The sequence below is a fragment of the Sulfobacillus thermotolerans genome (genome assembly GCF_039623705.1).
In the GTDB taxonomy this organism is placed as follows: Bacteria; Bacillota; Sulfobacillia; order Sulfobacillales; family Sulfobacillaceae; genus Sulfobacillus; species Sulfobacillus thermotolerans.
The window spans coordinates 830,828-846,331 of record NZ_CP133983.1 but is presented as its reverse complement, the minus strand read 5'-3'; the positions used below and the strand labels follow the sequence as shown (position 1 = coordinate 846,331).

At 52.9% G+C, this 15,504-nt stretch carries 14 protein-coding genes and 2 pseudogenes; 2 read left to right on the top strand and 14 right to left on the bottom strand.

The window, feature by feature from the left end; genetic code table 11:
- Positions 1-13: 13 nt before the first annotated feature.
- From ORD20_RS04265 to ORD20_RS04240, 6 genes and pseudogenes are all read right to left on the bottom strand, one after another.
- Positions 14-232 (bottom strand): hypothetical protein, encoded by a 219-nt coding sequence (locus tag ORD20_RS04265; RefSeq protein ID WP_430626537.1) that lies wholly within the window; start codon positions 230-232, stop codon positions 14-16.
- The gene (locus ORD20_RS04260; RefSeq protein WP_430626536.1) at positions 193-384 is read right to left on the bottom strand and encodes a hypothetical protein; all 192 of its coding nucleotides are present in this window, start codon (positions 382-384) and stop codon (positions 193-195) included. Before ORD20_RS04260 ends, ORD20_RS04265 begins: the two co-directional genes overlap by 40 nt.
- Positions 385-839: 455 nt before the next feature.
- A complete protein-coding gene (locus ORD20_RS04255) occupies positions 840-1,229 on the bottom strand; it encodes a hypothetical protein (protein ID WP_430626535.1) in 390 nt (129 codons plus the stop codon).
- A 43-nt stretch (positions 1,230-1,272) separates the two neighbouring features.
- Positions 1,273-1,980: a type II secretion system F family protein gene (locus tag ORD20_RS04250; RefSeq protein WP_103373865.1), complete on the bottom strand. Its 708-nt coding sequence runs from the start codon at positions 1,978-1,980 to the stop codon at positions 1,273-1,275.
- Positions 1,973-3,175: a CpaF family protein gene (locus ORD20_RS04245; RefSeq protein WP_158246098.1), complete on the bottom strand. Its 1,203-nt coding sequence runs from the start codon at positions 3,173-3,175 to the stop codon at positions 1,973-1,975. The genes ORD20_RS04250 and ORD20_RS04245 overlap by 8 nt, the downstream gene beginning before the upstream one ends.
- A gap of 350 nt (positions 3,176-3,525) precedes the next feature.
- A pseudogene (locus ORD20_RS04240) lies at positions 3,526-3,647 on the bottom strand (transposase); the annotation flags it as partial.
- Positions 3,648-4,089: 442 nt separating this feature from the next.
- Between ORD20_RS04240 and ORD20_RS04235 the strand changes: the two are divergent.
- On the top strand, positions 4,090-4,518 hold the full coding sequence (locus ORD20_RS04235) for a nucleotidyltransferase substrate binding protein (RefSeq protein WP_242968145.1): 429 nt from the start codon (positions 4,090-4,092) through the stop codon (positions 4,516-4,518).
- Entirely contained in the window at positions 4,518-4,826 is a 309-nt protein-coding gene (locus ORD20_RS04230; protein ID WP_103373862.1) for a nucleotidyltransferase domain-containing protein, read from the top strand. Before ORD20_RS04235 ends, ORD20_RS04230 begins: the two co-directional genes overlap by 1 nt.
- A 102-nt stretch (positions 4,827-4,928) precedes the next feature.
- Here ORD20_RS04230 and ORD20_RS04225 read toward each other — a convergent pair whose 3' ends face one another.
- The 8 genes and pseudogenes from ORD20_RS04225 to ORD20_RS04190 form a co-directional block, all read right to left on the bottom strand.
- Positions 4,929-7,658: a hybrid sensor histidine kinase/response regulator gene (locus tag ORD20_RS04225; RefSeq protein ID WP_103373861.1), complete on the bottom strand. Its 2,730-nt coding sequence runs from the start codon at positions 7,656-7,658 to the stop codon at positions 4,929-4,931.
- Positions 7,659-7,704: 46 nt separating this feature from the next.
- On the bottom strand, positions 7,705-8,157 hold the full coding sequence (locus tag ORD20_RS04220) for a chemotaxis protein CheW (RefSeq protein WP_103373860.1): 453 nt from the start codon (positions 8,155-8,157) through the stop codon (positions 7,705-7,707).
- Between the two features lie 36 nt (positions 8,158-8,193).
- Positions 8,194-8,706 (bottom strand): methyl-accepting chemotaxis protein, encoded by a 513-nt coding sequence (locus tag ORD20_RS04215; protein ID WP_430626680.1) that lies wholly within the window; start codon positions 8,704-8,706, stop codon positions 8,194-8,196.
- A 1,015-nt stretch (positions 8,707-9,721) separates the two neighbouring features.
- Positions 9,722-11,080 (bottom strand): annotated as a pseudogene (locus tag ORD20_RS04210) (methyl-accepting chemotaxis protein); the annotation flags it as partial.
- Complete coding sequence (locus ORD20_RS04205; protein ID WP_158246097.1) at positions 11,077-11,802, bottom strand: EAL domain-containing protein; 726 nt, start codon at positions 11,800-11,802, stop codon at positions 11,077-11,079. The gene ORD20_RS04205 and the pseudogene ORD20_RS04210, both read right to left, overlap by 4 nt.
- A 239-nt stretch (positions 11,803-12,041) precedes the next feature.
- Positions 12,042-13,151 (bottom strand): cobalt-precorrin-5B (C(1))-methyltransferase CbiD, encoded by a 1,110-nt coding sequence (cbiD, locus tag ORD20_RS04200; protein ID WP_103373857.1) that lies wholly within the window; start codon positions 13,149-13,151, stop codon positions 12,042-12,044.
- Positions 13,152-13,155: 4 nt separating this feature from the next.
- Positions 13,156-14,712, bottom strand: coding sequence for a precorrin-3B C(17)-methyltransferase (gene cobJ, locus ORD20_RS04195; protein ID WP_158246096.1), 1,557 nt, complete (start codon positions 14,710-14,712; stop codon positions 13,156-13,158).
- Positions 14,709-15,467 carry a sirohydrochlorin chelatase gene (locus tag ORD20_RS04190; RefSeq protein ID WP_430626534.1) on the bottom strand — a complete coding sequence of 253 codons (759 nt, stop codon included), beginning with the start codon at positions 15,465-15,467 and terminating at the stop codon, positions 14,709-14,711. Before ORD20_RS04190 ends, cobJ begins: the two co-directional genes overlap by 4 nt.
- Positions 15,468-15,504 lie beyond the last annotated feature (37 nt).

Here is a 15,504-nt window from a genome sequence, read left to right as displayed (position 1 = left end):
AGCCCTAAACTTTTTAATGCGCGATACTCATCACGCCAATAATCGCCAAGAGTTTCAAGGCGACATCACGCCGTGTCAAACTCCACGGATCATCGTGCCACGGCGTGAGAGCCGTAATCAGCATAGCGACAGCGAAAATGCCTGCCCAAGCCCCAAAGATTCGAGGGTCGCTATATAGGCCGAGCAAGCAGACTATAATCCCCAATCCTTGATAAGCGAGGATAATCTCCACAACATGGCCCCTATCATGGCTAGGGCTAAAGATATGCCCACATGGGGAACATGGGCCCCTTGCTGCAAGAAAAACCCCATGAGCACGGTGGGGATGCTCCATATTGCTAATGGCAATGGCCTAGAAAGTTGCCAGGCACCGCGCCAATTCATAACCCGCCTCCTTCTTTTAGGTAAGTTAATGGCCATTGTGTGGTGTACATAGGATGGATGTCATGCACATTTTGTTTGAATAACACCGCATCCCATTCGGGTTCCTAGAGATGGTCGAGATCACAGAGGTCCGAATGAGATGCGGTAGCCTTACTGTCCCATGCCGTAATCTATGACGCCAGGTCGATGTTCACAACACCGATTTCCTGTGCAAGGCAGGGAAGATGCATCATAGCTTTTTAATGAGTCGGCTAGTGTATAAAGTAGACATGAAGACCCTATGAACCACGGCCCACGTTGCTAAAATCTTGGGAGTGACGATCACATTCGTGAGAAAAGTGTCCGCAGGAAAATACTCGTTGCCTTCCCATTGATGCCGGCCCTTTGCGTTCTCGGGAGGCATTTTGGCCCCGGAAACCGGATAAGGCTTTGCGAGCACTAAAATTGGGCTTTGGCTATCCTCCTCTTACGACAGTCCAACTATGCAGAGCTAACAAGCCCATAGGAGCCCCAAACAAGGCTAAAACGTTTAGCAACAGCAATGCCGGAAGAATAGTAAGTAACATGGGGTGAGATTGTCTGCGCAAGGCTTCTTCGAGGGACAATTGTTCTTCCATCTCGCTCGCTTGCTTCATGGCATCATCTGGGGCGATTCCGTGGTGATAACCATGCAGTAGCATGGTGGCTATCACATCGGACTCGGGACCCGGATATTCCCTGCGAAATACCTCCATAGCCGACAGGTCAAACCGTGAGAGCAGCATGGTTTGCACCAACTCCCGAATTGCGCCATCTAACTCCGGCACCACCGCTAACGCTTGATCGATGGCCTGCCAAAACGTCATGATAGATATATCGCCAAACCACTACATAAGGCCGCCACGAGGATCATGAGGATTCCTCCTTGCGGATGTACCAAGATAACCCCATCAAGACCCCCGCCGTACTCATACCCAACATGCCAATCACCATATGCCCTGCCGTAGTCTGGGTCAAAATATTATAGAAGCTAGGCAACGCCATGCGAAAAATCAGCAAAAGACCATAGGGCACAACAGCGAGAACCATAACCGTTGACTCCAACGCCGTTTCTTCGAGCCGCCGCCCAAAACGTTGACGACGCGCGCGGCCCATATGTTGAATCACATTGTCGATAATCGGTGCCAAGGAGCCTCCGTAACGATTCGACAAACCGGCAGCTAGGCTCACAATCAACATTGCTTCCGTGTGCCACCGCTCACGTAATTCCATTAGCACCCGGTGGGGATCGGGATGCGGCACGATGCGGCTGTCACTACGCGCCACATCATCCAATGCCTGTGATAAACTCCCCCGGTTTCTTAAGGTCCGGCTTAGCCGTTGCAGAAAAACTTCGGTCTCCTGTTCTGCAAGATCACGTCCCGCGCGCATGCGTCGGCTTGTTAAAAACACTTCGAAACCTGCCGCAGCCAACAATACGGACAAGGTCAACACATGAGGGCGCACCCATAATAACGCAAGGCTGAGTGGAAAAATTACGCGAAAGACTCTTCGGGCATGCCAGGCATACACGGCGAGTCCCAGCATCCCGGCACTGAGCAGCACCAGACTATCCATCTTGTTCACCTACTTTGACAAACCCGGCGTCGGGACGATAGACCCACAGCACATGCATCCCCTCACGTGTTGGTTGCTGCACCGATTCAATGCGCCGAACCCCATCGGGACCTCTGCGTACATACACAATGACGTCAAGCGTGTCCTGAATTTGGCCAAGCAATTCCTCAAAAGGAATCCCTAGCTGATTTCTGGCGCACATCCGCGCTAATCGTAAGACGGTGGCCATGCCTCCCGATTGGGCATGCACGGTCGAAAGACTTCCATAATGTCCCGTCGACATCGCCTCGATAAGTTCTAAGGCTTCCGCGCCCCGGACCTCACCAACAATAATGCGATCCGGCCGCATACGCAGCGCATTGACCAGTAAGGTATGCACATCATGCGCACGAGTGGCTTCAAGGCTGACCGTATGAGAATGCGTTAAATTCAACTCACGCACGTCTTCGATAGTGACAACGCGCTGTGCTGGATCAATGTGGGAGGCCAACAACCTTAACAGTGACGTCTTACCAGAACCAGCCCCACCTGCAATAATAATATTGCGGCGTTCCTCAATATATTGAGACAAGTCCTGCCATAATGCGTGAGACAAACTGCCCGCCTCAATAAGGTCCGTTAGCACCAGAGGTTCAGCACGAGCCCGGCGAATGGTGATAGTAGGTTTTTCTGCCACGGGCGGCAGCACGCAATGAATGCGTGAACCATCCGCGAGCTGCGCATCACAAAGAGGAGATTCCGTATTGAGAACGCGTCCTGCCCGACTGGCTAAGCGCTGCGCCAACAACGTTACCTCATCGGGGTCGGCAAATTGTTGATTGACGAGCATAATGCGGCCATCCCGCTCACAATAAATTTGCTGTGGACCATTCACCATAATCTCGGTGACATGGTCATCCGTCAACAACTGGTCAAGAGGTCCCAAACCCGTCAAGCGATTTAACAAGGACCGTCGATATAATGCCACCGCCGCGACATTTAACCCGTCATCCGCAATCACTTGATCCACAGCTTCCTCAAGCTGATTAAGACGATCGCGGTCCCACACTAAATGACGCAACAGCTCAGGAAAGCGATTTTGTATCACTTGTTGCCATTGGTCGACACGTTGCCCCATTTGCGTATGTTCTTCGGCGGCCCCATGCGGCCAGAGCGATGCAAACGATTCTTCAGGTTTCCATGAATACGTTCCCACGATTTTTGCCTCCTTTCGCAATATCCTTAGCATAAAGGAGACTTATGACAGAAATACTGTTCAATATAGGCTCAGATGCGAAGAACTCGCCATCCGCTGATCCAACCCCATCCGGCGCAGAAAAATTCTTGACACAATGGTCAGAACGATATATTATGTAAACCGTAGGGACGCACGGAAACGGATTGAGGCCGTGCCGAGGAATTGGTTGAGGGATCGGATTCCGTAAAGAGCCGCTTGTCAGCGGCTCTTTACTTTTAAGTATGGGGCCGTCCCAATGCCCTTTTCAACTTCCTTCTTTGTGGGTGCATCGTAGGTGCATCATGGAAGAAACACCATGACCCTTCTGGTTATCCTTGGATGGCGGTCTTTTTCAGGAGATTATGGCCGATACTCAAAATCCCCATTCGGTTCTCACTTTTCCCAATCCGCGTAATAAAAATCGCCGGAACCGGCGGTTTTCTTTAATCTGTCACGGTTTAAACTGGGGTTCTCGGGCCACACGCCCCGCGTCTGTCGTGTTCGGCGCAGCCCACCCTAGTCCCTTCGACGGTGAAGGGTAAAGTGACTTGTTCAACGACTGACTGGTCAACAGAAGAATGTTTCATCAAGCAAAACCGCCTCCTTGGGTACATGTTTCCTTAAGGAATATTGTGACCAAAGACGACAGCTTTTGTTGATTCTATTCGGTTTTTTCTAATCGGCCAATACGCCATTGGTGATGCCTCGTAGCGCATCATTGGGTTTCCACTCGAAGGCGACGGTCGGCAGGTCAAACCCGACAATTGCATTCCCACATACCTGCATCCTATACTTAAAACGAAAATGGTGGGTGGCGTGTAGATCGTGGTATCTATCTATGGAAGAATTCTAAAAGGTTTATTTCTTAGTGCCGGAGTTCCACTAGGGGGTATATGATGTCGGATGATGATGTGCGCTGGATACAGCGGTTAATGCACTTTAGTCAAGCCTTAGCGCAGTTGCGGGATGCCAATGCATTAGCTCAAAGTCGAGCGCTGTCGAAACTCGAAGAACAAGGCATGATTCAAGCCTTCGAGTTTACTCATGAGTTGGCATGGAAAGTTTTGAAGGACTTTCTTGAAAGTCGTGGCGTTCAAAATTTGTACGGGTCTCGTGATGTAACCCGTGCAGCTTTTCAAACGGGCCTCATTACGGATGGCGACACATGGATGGCGATGATTGAAAGCCGCAATCTTACATCGCATACGTACGATGAGGACACGGCGCAAAGAATTCTGAAATCCATTCGTCAAGACTACGTGCCCCAATTCGAAACGCTGGAACGTCGGATGGAATCCTTGCGAATGGAGGAGAACCTGTAATGCCTTTTGGTTTGTCCGAGACTACAGTGCGTACAATCCATACCATTTTTCAGCAACATCCCGCCATTGATCAGGTTATTATCTATGGGTCGCGGGCTAAGGGTAATTATAAACAAGGGTCGGATATTGATCTGACCCTTATCGGAGATGCTCTGACACACGACGACTTGTTGCAGATCATGCACGAAATCAATGAATCCTCGATCCCTTATCTCGTGGATCTCTCTATTTTTCACGATATTAGCGATCCGGCTGTTCGTGAACATATTCAACGGCGTGGATGCGTCTTTTATCAGAAAATTACTTAACAGACTTTTGGGGCAGCCTCTTTTAAGGACCATCCGCAAAAACAAGAAGAGGCGCGTTCCGCGATGTGCGGAACGCGCGGATTACACCAGGCCACTCGTCTGTTACGATAACATAGGCACGCTCTCATGGTGCGCAGAAACGGGCAACAACAAACCCGCTACCGTACGCGCAAGCATCGCCGGATCAAATTTCGTCACAATGGCATCGGCCTCAACTTGTTGAGCCCGGTCAGCATGCCAGTGCCCAGACAACGAGGTATGCAATAAAATCGGAATCTCATGCGTGCGCGCTTCATGTTTCAAGCGCTGTGTCAACGTATATCCATCAAGACGCGGCATCTCCACGTCAAGCACAAACAGGGCCGGCAAGGATTCGGCTTTTTCCACTGCTTCCCACAACGCTTCTCCATCCGCAAAGGTCCGTACTTGGAGTCCTAGCGGATGTAATGCCTTCTCCACTTGATTTAAGGCAACCCGCGAATCATCGGCTAACCAGACTGTTTTTCCCGTGATAGGACTATGGATGTCGGCCTTCACCGGTGGATATTCTGGCGGGGCCACTTGCTCTAAAATCTGCTCAAAGTCTATCAATTGAATAGGACCTAGTTCCGGATGATCGATAAGTCCAGTAAAGCGCCGCCGCCCACTAACAGCGGTATCGAGAACAGGTGGCAATGGTTCTACCCGGTCCCAGCTGACGCGCACCATTCGGTCCACCATATCGACAGGAAACGCCTGCACACTTTGATTAAACTCGGTCATCAGCATCACTGCATCGGGCCCTGGCTCAGGGAGTCCCAAGGCTCGGTGCAGACTCACCACTGGCACCGTTTGTCCACGCAATCGCAAGAAGCCATACAGCCAGCCATGTTGTTCTGGTACCCGCGTAACCTCCGCCGCCCTCAACACTTCGCGCGTTTTATACACATTGATGCCGTACCGCTGACCATCACTCAATTGAAATACTAAGAGCTCCATTTGATTAGAGCCAGCCCGTAAAATGCCGTCATCATGAACCCGTTCCCGGTCTGTCCGCGTACTCGGAACCAAACGCCGTACGTCTATCATGAGCGCTAAGCGCCCATCGCCCAATAAAGCGACCCCACTCAGCCACGGTGTAACCGAGGCAAGTGTCGCCACCGGCTTGACGACCACTTCCTGCTGCCCCCGCACCTCATCCACCGCTAAAGCGGCTTGTGTGCGGCCATCTTTAACGCGGATGAGATAGGTGTCCTCATGGGCAGCTGTCGGGTCTAGCAACTGCGCAAGGGAGTAAACAGGAATTGGCGCATCATCGTCGGGAACGGCGGTCTGCCCTAATACGGTGCTAATCCCCGCTTGTTGCGCCACATCAATGCGTTCAACCGTCAAGATCGGCAATCCTATCGTCCACGGCCCCGCATCAACAATCAAGGCCGTCATAATTGCCATCGTCATGGGCAATTCTAGATGAAACGCTGTACCCTTGTGGAGGTCACTCTCCACCGTAATCGTGCCGTGAATTTCGTCCAAAAAGGCTTTAACGACATCCAAGCCCACTCCCCGGCCGGAGAGATCCGTGACTTTTTCGGCCGTCGACACCCCTGGCCGGAATAAGAGCTCTGATAGCCGGTCTGTTGACGCATGCAACGCTTCTTCCGCACTCATCCACCCTTGGCGGACCGCTTTTTCCCGCAACCGGTCCCACTCAATCCCTCCACCGTCGTCCTCGACCCTTACATGCACATGACCCTGGGCCGCGTATGCAGCGAGTCGCACCGTTCCCATTTCCGGCTTGCCGTGGGCCACGCGGACCTCTCCGGATTCAATACCGTGGTCACACGCATTACGCAATAAATGCAAGAGGGGTTCATGCAAACGGTCCATGACCAATCGATCTAGCTCGGTCTCGCCCCCTTGGGTCTCCAAACGAATTTTCTTGTCTAATTGTTTTGCCATATCGTGAATGGCTCGAGGATACTGCCGAAACAATGTATCCAAAGGCAACATGCGCGCACGCAAGGTGAGGTCTTGTAAATCCAAGGCACGGCGGCGCATATGGTCTAAAACACTGCGCGTCGCTTGATCAGCGCTGCCGCCAAAATGGTGCTCGAGTTGGCCTTGATCTAATAACAGCTCGCCCAAACCTTCTAAAATCCGTTCCAACGACGCGGCACCAATGCGTATTGTCCCTTCACGAGGCGCCGACCCGGTCACTGGGGCAGACGTGCTGACGGCCGGAATCGCTTTGGCATCTTCGCCCGACCCCTCAGGTCCCCGCACGACGTCCACACTGACTAAATTGTCGATCTCGGCAAGTAATGCCCTGACTTTGCTCGCCTCAGCAGATTTTGGCACCCGCAGCCGACTTGTGGTGCCGGTCCACCCAGAGAGCTCCGCTTCCGGCGGATCACTTTGGGTGCCAGGAAAAGCAGCTGACACGGATTGCCAAGCCTGGTACGCTCTGACTCCCAGCATGGGCGCATTCTTGTCCCATGTCAGTTCCCAAACCACCGTCTCGTCACCGGAGGACATCGGTGCAGCGCCCGCCAATTCCGCCCGCAACACATCCACAGTATGCAAGGTTTCTTTCTGCAGATCTTCATCAAACTGTCGAGCGCCTTGACGAACCTTGTCTAACGCGTCCTCAAGGTCATGCGCTGCGGTTACCCAATCGGTAAGCCCGACCATGCCTCCAGACCCTTTCAGGGTATGCGCCGCGCGAAACAATGCATCAAGAGGCGGTGAAGCCATCAAAGCCCCCTCTTCCAACGATGCCAACAATTCTGTTGCTTCTTGCATAAATAAGTCCCGTTCTTCAGGAGAATCCCACTGAATCTCTGAAAACCGCATGATTGCCCGCCTCCTCTTTCAAATAGTTCCCTCTTTGGTCAATCCCTTAGCCCGTGGCGACTCGGCCCGACCCCAAAACCGATGCTTGCAAGCGATCAGGCAAATCCGGAGCAAACGCCCAGAGCCACTCCGACTCCATCCGGTATGCCCCAACCACCCACGGAGCGGCTGCTTGAGGAATCAAGTTTTCCCACAAATCGCGGGACAAAGGGGGCCCAGGGGTCCATAAACTCTCGACCATATCAACCGCTACCAACGATACCCCCCGAGAGGATTCCCAACGTAAAGCCAAACCCACGTCTTTTGGCGGCAAGCCCAAAGGCGCTCCTAAGGTCCACACCTCTAAGGGTTGTCCTCTGACCACCGCGACTCCTGCTATAAGCTCCGGAGTCTGGGGGATGTGGGTGACAGAAAGGTTCGAAAGAATTTCTGTCACAGCTGTGACGGGTGCCCCAAACAAATACGATCCCACCCGTACGGTCAACAATTGCTCCTCCACTCTCTAACGCCTCCTCTGGAATTTTTCGTCATGAATTTATTGCCCTTGCGTACGAAGTCGCGTGGCCAATCCTGATACTTGCGTTGCTTGCTCAGCTGTCAATGCCGCAGCCGCCGTGAGTTGTTCAATGGCACTCGTTGCGGCCTGAATCTGGTCATGGATCGCATGCAATGCCTGCGCTGTCTCACGTACTGCCGCACCAATATCTAAGAAATTTGCGGAAACCTTTTGGCTCATCTCGTGTTCGGCGGCTTGAGCCGTCTGCGCCGCAGCGACAGCTTGGCTTAGTTCAACAAGGCGGGATCCAATGCCTGCAATCGTCTCTTCAATGTGACGCGTGGCATCACGCGACCCTTCTGACAACTTTTTCACTTCCTCGGCCACAACCGCAAATCCTCGGCCCGCATCGCCCGCCCTGGCCGCTTCAATGGCTGCGTTCAACGCCAATAAATTGGTTTGACGCGCAATATCCTGAATCAAAGAGGTCGATTGCGAAATTGTCGTCACTTGTCCTTCCAAAGCTTCGCGCGCACTGCCCACCCCCTTCATCGTGCTCCCCAAGGTTTCCGTGTGGACGGTTAGCGACTGAATGGTTTGGCTTCCCGCATCCGTAAATTGTTCCGTGGAGGCCATCCCGTCTTGGATCACCGAGGCTTGGCGCGCCAACATGTCAAATGTTTCCTTCAAATGTGTAACCGCCGCATGCGTTTCTTCCGCCGTCGCAGCTAAATGTTCGGCGTGCTGCCATAAATCTTGTTCAGCTAATTGCATGGCTTGGCGCGCTTGCGTGGAGGTGACGACCGCCAGTACCCCAACCGCCTCATTATCTTGCATAATGGGGATCGCCACCGACTGATAGGGGACCCCAAACGCGCTCGCATCACGCTCGTCTTTGAGAACCCGTCCCGCCTTTAAGGCTCGTTCACTCACCGTTCCACTAGGCGCATTTGCTTCAACGCTCGTCTTTGAGCAAATGAATCAAGCCGTCCGCTTTAATGACATCAGACGTTCAGAATTTATAGGTGATTCCATCTTCAAATAACCTCCCCTATCTCTTCTCGTTCTCATTGACGGCGATTCGCTGTCGACCCTATCCCGGATCAAATAAATGGCGCAACTCGCTCGGTGAAACCGGCCGATAATCAAACGTCAAATCCTCCGGATGCACCTGCTTTTGCAACGAGTCACGCATACGCCCCGCTTCGTCCCCAAGCCATGCGCGCATTGCTGACACGTAGGATTGGACCGGCTTTCGCGTGCCGACCAGACGCCACCCGGACAGAACATTTTGCAGATCTTGGACAGTATCATTCATTGCCACGACAGTCCCCACACTGATATCCATTTCTTGCGCAATCGTGAGCAATTCATGGGGAACAGATTCCGTGCGTTGCAAATTACTTTGTGCTGTCTTGGTCAAGTCTTGTGCTGTCTCTCGCAAACCTTGAATCGTCGCGGTCATTTCTTCAACAGCCGCGGCATATTGCTCTGCTGCGGCTGCCTCACTTGTCACTTTTTGAGCCACCCGGTCCGCCAGCGATGTGGCTTGCTGGACGTCTTGACCCACCGCAGCCAACGCCGCCGTTAGGTCGTGTAGAGCTTCGGGGATAGCCATGATTTCTTGGCGCACACTTGTGAGGACTTTTTGCCCTTGTAGCGCCCGGTCGGCGATTCCTGCACTTTGTCGGGCCCCTTGTTCAATCGCCTCACTCACGGCGGTCAAGGTGGCTGCGGTCTGATGAGCAGCCTCTAGACTTTGCTCAGCCAAAGACCTCACCGACTCTGCTACGACCGCAAATCCTCGGCCGGCTTCCCCTGCCCGAGCTGCCTCAATCGCCGCATTTAACGCCAACATCTGCGTCTGCTGCGCGATTTCTTGAATTGTCGTCACGACCGGCGATAGTTCCCGCACACGCTGCGCCAGCGCCTGGTTTTCCTTATTGCTGCGCGCAATCGCATCCGGCAATGCCTCGATTTGATCTAACGCTTGGTTGACAGAGTGCACCGCACCCTCAATTCGCGCTTGCGATTCGGCTACCAAAGCTTGTCCTTTAACTTGGGCTTGTGCCGCACCTTGCACGGCCAAAGCCAATTGCGCCATCTCCAAATTCGCTGTCTGGGCTTCGCGCGCCTGACTCTCAGCCGCCTGCGCCACCTGATCCGCGACCACCGTTAACTCTTCTAATGAGCTCGAGACCATCCGTAAGGATTCTCCGTCGTCTAACGACGTTTGGCGCATCTCGGTTACGAGTTGCCTAATGCGCCCCGTGGTCGTTTTGACGCGCCGAACACTCTCCGATGATGCAGCGGTTTGCCTCATCAAAGCAGCACCCGTATATAGGACCCGATATAATACCGCGCGCAGCCGTTCAACCAATGTCTCACCGGCTTCATAGAGACTACGCACTTCATCATATCCCAAAGGCGCTTCCCGATCCGTTTCCAAATCGCCAGACACGACCCGCTGAATACTGGCAATTTGTATCGCAATCGGTGCGCTGACATAACGCGCATTAGCCCATAACGCTACGATGCCGCTGAGTTCCGCAATCAGACCTAAAGCCAAAATCAGCCCGACGATCCCATTGAGTGTTCTTACGTGGGCAAGCAGCAAAAGCGTGACGCTGGTTATCTCAATGATGGCAATCATGACCATAGCTCCGCCAAGTTGCCACGCAAATTTTTTGGATAATGGCCATTGTAAGTAGCGCTCCCATAGCCAACTCCACCAGCTGTTGCGATCCGTTCGTACGGCGTTATCCTGTGACGTTGTATCTCGACTCTCCACGGGCATCTTCGCTCCACCGCCTTTGTCAATATGAGATGAAATCTCTAAAACGCCGGTCGGCTTCGTTTGAGACCCTCCATCGTGTCGGCCGGTCCCCACATTGATTGGGGAATCTCGCTTCTTGTGATTCATCATGAAAGGCCCACCTGGCCCTGGTCGTACGACGTATGCGCACGCCAATAAGGGGCCGATGCAGGGCGACCCAAAGCATATCCTTGCACGGCCTCAATTCCTTCACGCGCCAAGCCTTCAAGCCACGCGCGTTCTTCCACGCCTTCAGCCACAACCACCGCGTGAATAGCCCGCGCAGCTGCAATCCAGCGACGCAGCCCTTCGGGCGATCCTTGAGCCCATTCTTGCACCACGTTCGAATCAATTTTTACGATTTGGGGACGCAACCAGTCTAAGCGATGAGGCGTTGAACACCCAGAGCCCGCATCATCCAAGGCCAAAGCATAACCCTGTTGCCGGAGCCAGAGGCTGCCTGATGCCCCATCTTGATCTGCGACTTGGCTTTCCGTGATTTCCCAGATAATGCGATTGGGGGAGCCTAAAAAAGGAAGGGTTGAAGCGGCTGTCAAATGGACCGCGCGAATGTTCAGAAACAATTTCCCCATCAATCCGTATGCAGAACGTACGGCTTGTTGAATCGCTATCCGATCAAGACGCATCACCTGATGGACGCGTTCAGCGTAATCCCACACTCTGTCCGGAGGACAACCATTGGCGAAGCGCGATAAGGCCTCAAAACCTACACACTGCCCTTGTATTGTCCATATGGGCTGAAAGACGGCGCGAATATCACCACGCCGAAGAGCCGCGACCAGCGCCTGCTGGGCAGCATCTTTTGAGTTCATAACGTGTCCCCTCCTTGGAACCGCAACCCAATCCATTACTACAATCTTCGCCGCATATCACAAGAGTCCTCTTTTATGATTCGACAAATTATGTCGTAATTTCACAGGTCAAGAAGCCCAGGATGAAGCTCTCATGTTAAAACCATTTTATGGGATTGGATAAAAAAGGATACTCGAGAGCGCCAAAGCGTCATTTCAAGGGGATTCAACGAGATGTTTTAGGGTCTTGGTCTTGCGATTTAGGGGCAAACCATTGCCAACACTTGGCCGGTTGCACTGATCAGCCACACATCCACGGCCACCGTTGAAGGCAATTTTGCCTGCACAGTGGCTTTAACACGCTGCGCAACCAAACGATAAAAATCTGGATACCGCGTGCCCACAACCTCAGCCACGCGTTGAGCTGTCGAATCGTCCCCCAGTGCGTTGAGCAGATCCAAATGAGCGCCTGCGCGCACGGCTATATCCCGTAAGCTCTCTAAAATAAGGGGAGACTCATAGGCGTGAAGATCCAGCGCTCCTTGCGCCACCTTGGCCAGCTTGCCCATCATGCCCACCAGCGAGACACGCCGAATTTGGGGACGAATGGCTGCAGCATGCAAAGCCGGTCCTAAGAATCTCCCAATTTCGACAATCGGCGCATAAGAAAATTGTTGTTCGGCAAAATCTCGACTCCGGCTTCCGGTGACCAACACGACATGGTCGCTACTCTCTGCCGCCACTTTTACTGCCAGAACGACTGATGCCTTCCATGATGACAAAGAATACGGACGAACAATTCCTGTCGTCCCCAAAATTGAAATGCCTCCGACAATGCCTAACCGTGGATTGCATGTCCTTAGAGCAATGTCTTGTCCTTGAGGGACGCTTATGACAATATTTACGCCCCGTGGTCTGGCACTTAGCCCAGCCAGCACTTCTTGCAAAATCATCTTGCGTGGAATCCGGTTAATAGCGGCCGCACCAAGGGGCAATCCCAATCCTGGTTTGGTCACACGTCCGACGCCATGACCGCCATCCACGATAATGTCACGGTCATCGCGCCAACTGACGTGGGCCCAAATTTCTGCCCCGTGCGTTGCGTCGGGATCATCTCCGCCATTTTTGATAATGCGGCATACAACCCCATCGCCCATTTTATGAACCCCATGGATTGTCAGATACGCAAGCTGTTTTGTCGGCAATATCACTGACACTTCCGCTCCAGGATCATGGCCCATCAAAGCCATCAGCGCGGCCTTTGTTGCCGCTTGAGCGCAAGTCCCGGTAGTGAAGCCCTGCCGAAGACGGCGCAACTGGCCGTCCACTTCCACGTCTTCAAACATATTTTCTAAGCGCAGTCCGTCCATACCTCTAGCATATCACCGCGCCAGACGTTTCAAAAATCTGGCATTCAATGGCGTCAAAGCTTAGACCCTCATCAACCCCGTCTGAGCTAGATTGAACCATAATCACGGCAATCCCACGTTCTAACGCAGGTTCGACTTTGCTCGCTAAATCATCACTCGAATCTTTCACAACGACAGCGCGAATGTTGTAGCGGTCATATATGGCCCCATTTAACGCTGCCGAATATGGGCCCACCATCGCCACCATTTGATGGGGTCCTAGCCCCAACTGTTCGGCTTGCAAAAGCGTTTCAGATCGCGGTAAAAGCCGGACCATTACGGTAATCTCGGGATTATCCGCTAAAGCTTCCGTATATATGGCTAAAGATTTAATGCCTGTCAGCAGCAAGACATTCCCCTGATATTGCCGCAAGGCCGCTGCCGCTTGCTGATGGCTATCTACGCGTCGGACCAAAGCCTCCTGTTCAAGACCTCGCGGTCTTTCCCAGCGCAGATAGGGCACCTGCTGCTCACGAGCTGCCCAGCGAGCCACCTTCTGGATAATCTGGGCATCGGGGTGGGTCATATCAACAATCCATGCAATGCCTTCATCGCGTAAAAACTGTGCTAAGCCCACGTCGTCCCATGCTCCCCAGCGGACCATAACGCCCTCCCCGTATGGACCCGGAGGAGGCGGTAACCGGTAAGATAACGTGACGCGCGCGCCCCGTCGTCCCAGACGTTCCGCCATGATCTTAGCCTCACGGGTGCCCCCCAGGACTAACACGCGTGGTCCACGATCAGACGGCGGGTAATAGCCGCGCGGGGTAATCATGCGGGAATTCCAAACAAAACTTTGGGAATTCCCGACCAAGACAATCGTGAACATATCGACCGCATCCGGTTCCAAATGTGCCACATCGGTGATGACCACCGATTCGCCGTCACGAAAGGCATTGCGAACAATGCCTACTGGTGTTCTAGGAGAGCAATGCGTACGGATGATGGCCTGCGCTCGTTCCCACTGCTTTTGTCGCCTCTGACTGCGGGGATTATAAAGGGCTAAGACAAAGTCTGCCCGGATGGCCGCTTGAAGACGTTTCTCAATCAGTGGCCACGGAGTCAACAAGTCACTTAAACTAATCGCCGCAAAATCATGGGACAGCGGGGCACCACAGCGTGCGGCCGCGGCTTGTAAGGCTGAGATGCCCGGGAGCACAACAATTTCTGGACTCTCATGCTGACGGGCCGCCCATTCAAATACCACACTCGCCATGCCATAAATGCCCGCATCCCCACTCGAAATGACCGCCACATGTTGCCCCTGGCACGCATACTCCATGGCTAGCTGAGCCCGTTCAATTTCCTCGGACAAATTTTTTGTTACAATCACTTGCCGTTGGGGATGCAAAATGGCCTCAATCAAGCGCATATAGCCTTGATAGCCAATAATCACCTGGGCGTGTTCTAATGCCTGCCGCGCTTGCATTGACAACAAATTCACATCACCAGGCCCAATGCCCACAATGTAGATGCGCCCTTGCGAGCACTGCCCGTTACCCATGGTCATGCCCATGATCATGAGAATGGCCTGGTCCATGATGGTGAGACAATGGATACCGTCACCCTCTGAACCACCACCTCAATGACATCGTTCTCGAGGCCAAAGTAGTCTGTCACGGCCACTTCCACCCCATGGTGGTCCGCTGCAAATTGCTGGGCAATCGCCTTGATTTTCTTGAAGAGCGTTCCCGTAAACAAAAAATACGGAACCACCACCACACGGCGCATTCCCAAACGGTATAAACGCTCTAACCCCTCGGCCATTCTTGGAAAGGTAATGCCAATAAAAGCATTTTCAATCCACTCATACTGTGTCCGCTCCCACAACATACGTGAAAGCTGATAAAAATGGGCATTCGCCACGGGATCAGAGCTACCCCGGCCCACGAATAAAATGCCGGTCTGTGGGGTAGGCGGATATGGAGCTAGGCGCCTTAACAACACGTCTTGCAACGCGGGATGAAAGCCCAAGTGATTGCCATAGTGAATCTGAAGTCCGTTATGACGGTGTAACGATGCATGCAAGACATGCGGAATATCCTCCATACAGTGTCCCGCATCCAACAACATGACCGGTACCGCGGTAATTTGCATTGTCCCCTCAGCAACTAAAACGTCGATATAGGGGCCGATAGCTGGCTCGGCAAATTCTAAAAACGCCCGGTGCACCGGAATCGAATGAGATTGTTGCAAACGTTGGGCCACTTGGCGGGCCATTTCATCAAATTGCTGAGAACCTTCTGCATCTTGACTCCCATGTCCAATTAATAACACCGCTGATTTTTCCGTTGGAAACCCCTCCTAAATGTCT

Coding starts and splice junctions, on each gene's coding strand:
- ORD20_RS04260 (WP_430626536.1), bottom strand. CDS start 384: ATGAATTGGCGCGGTGCCTGGCAACTTTCTAGGCCATTGCCATTAGCA.
- ORD20_RS04255 (WP_430626535.1), bottom strand. CDS start 1,229: ATGACGTTTTGGCAGGCCATCGATCAAGCGTTAGCGGTGGTGCCGGAG.
- ORD20_RS04250 (WP_103373865.1), bottom strand. CDS start 1,980: ATGGATAGTCTGGTGCTGCTCAGTGCCGGGATGCTGGGACTCGCCGTG.
- ORD20_RS04235 (WP_242968145.1), top strand. CDS start 4,090: ATGATGTCGGATGATGATGTGCGCTGGATACAGCGGTTAATGCACTTT.
- ORD20_RS04230 (WP_103373862.1), top strand. CDS start 4,518: ATGCCTTTTGGTTTGTCCGAGACTACAGTGCGTACAATCCATACCATT.
- ORD20_RS04225 (WP_103373861.1), bottom strand. CDS start 7,658: ATGCGGTTTTCAGAGATTCAGTGGGATTCTCCTGAAGAACGGGACTTA.
- ORD20_RS04215 (WP_430626680.1), bottom strand. CDS start 8,706: ATGAAGGGGGTGGGCAGTGCGCGCGAAGCTTTGGAAGGACAAGTGACG.
- ORD20_RS04205 (WP_158246097.1), bottom strand. CDS start 11,802: ATGAACTCAAAAGATGCTGCCCAGCAGGCGCTGGTCGCGGCTCTTCGG.
- cbiD (WP_103373857.1), bottom strand. CDS start 13,151: ATGGACGGACTGCGCTTAGAAAATATGTTTGAAGACGTGGAAGTGGAC.
- cobJ (WP_158246096.1), bottom strand. CDS start 14,712: ATGATCATGGGCATGACCATGGGTAACGGGCAGTGCTCGCAAGGGCGC.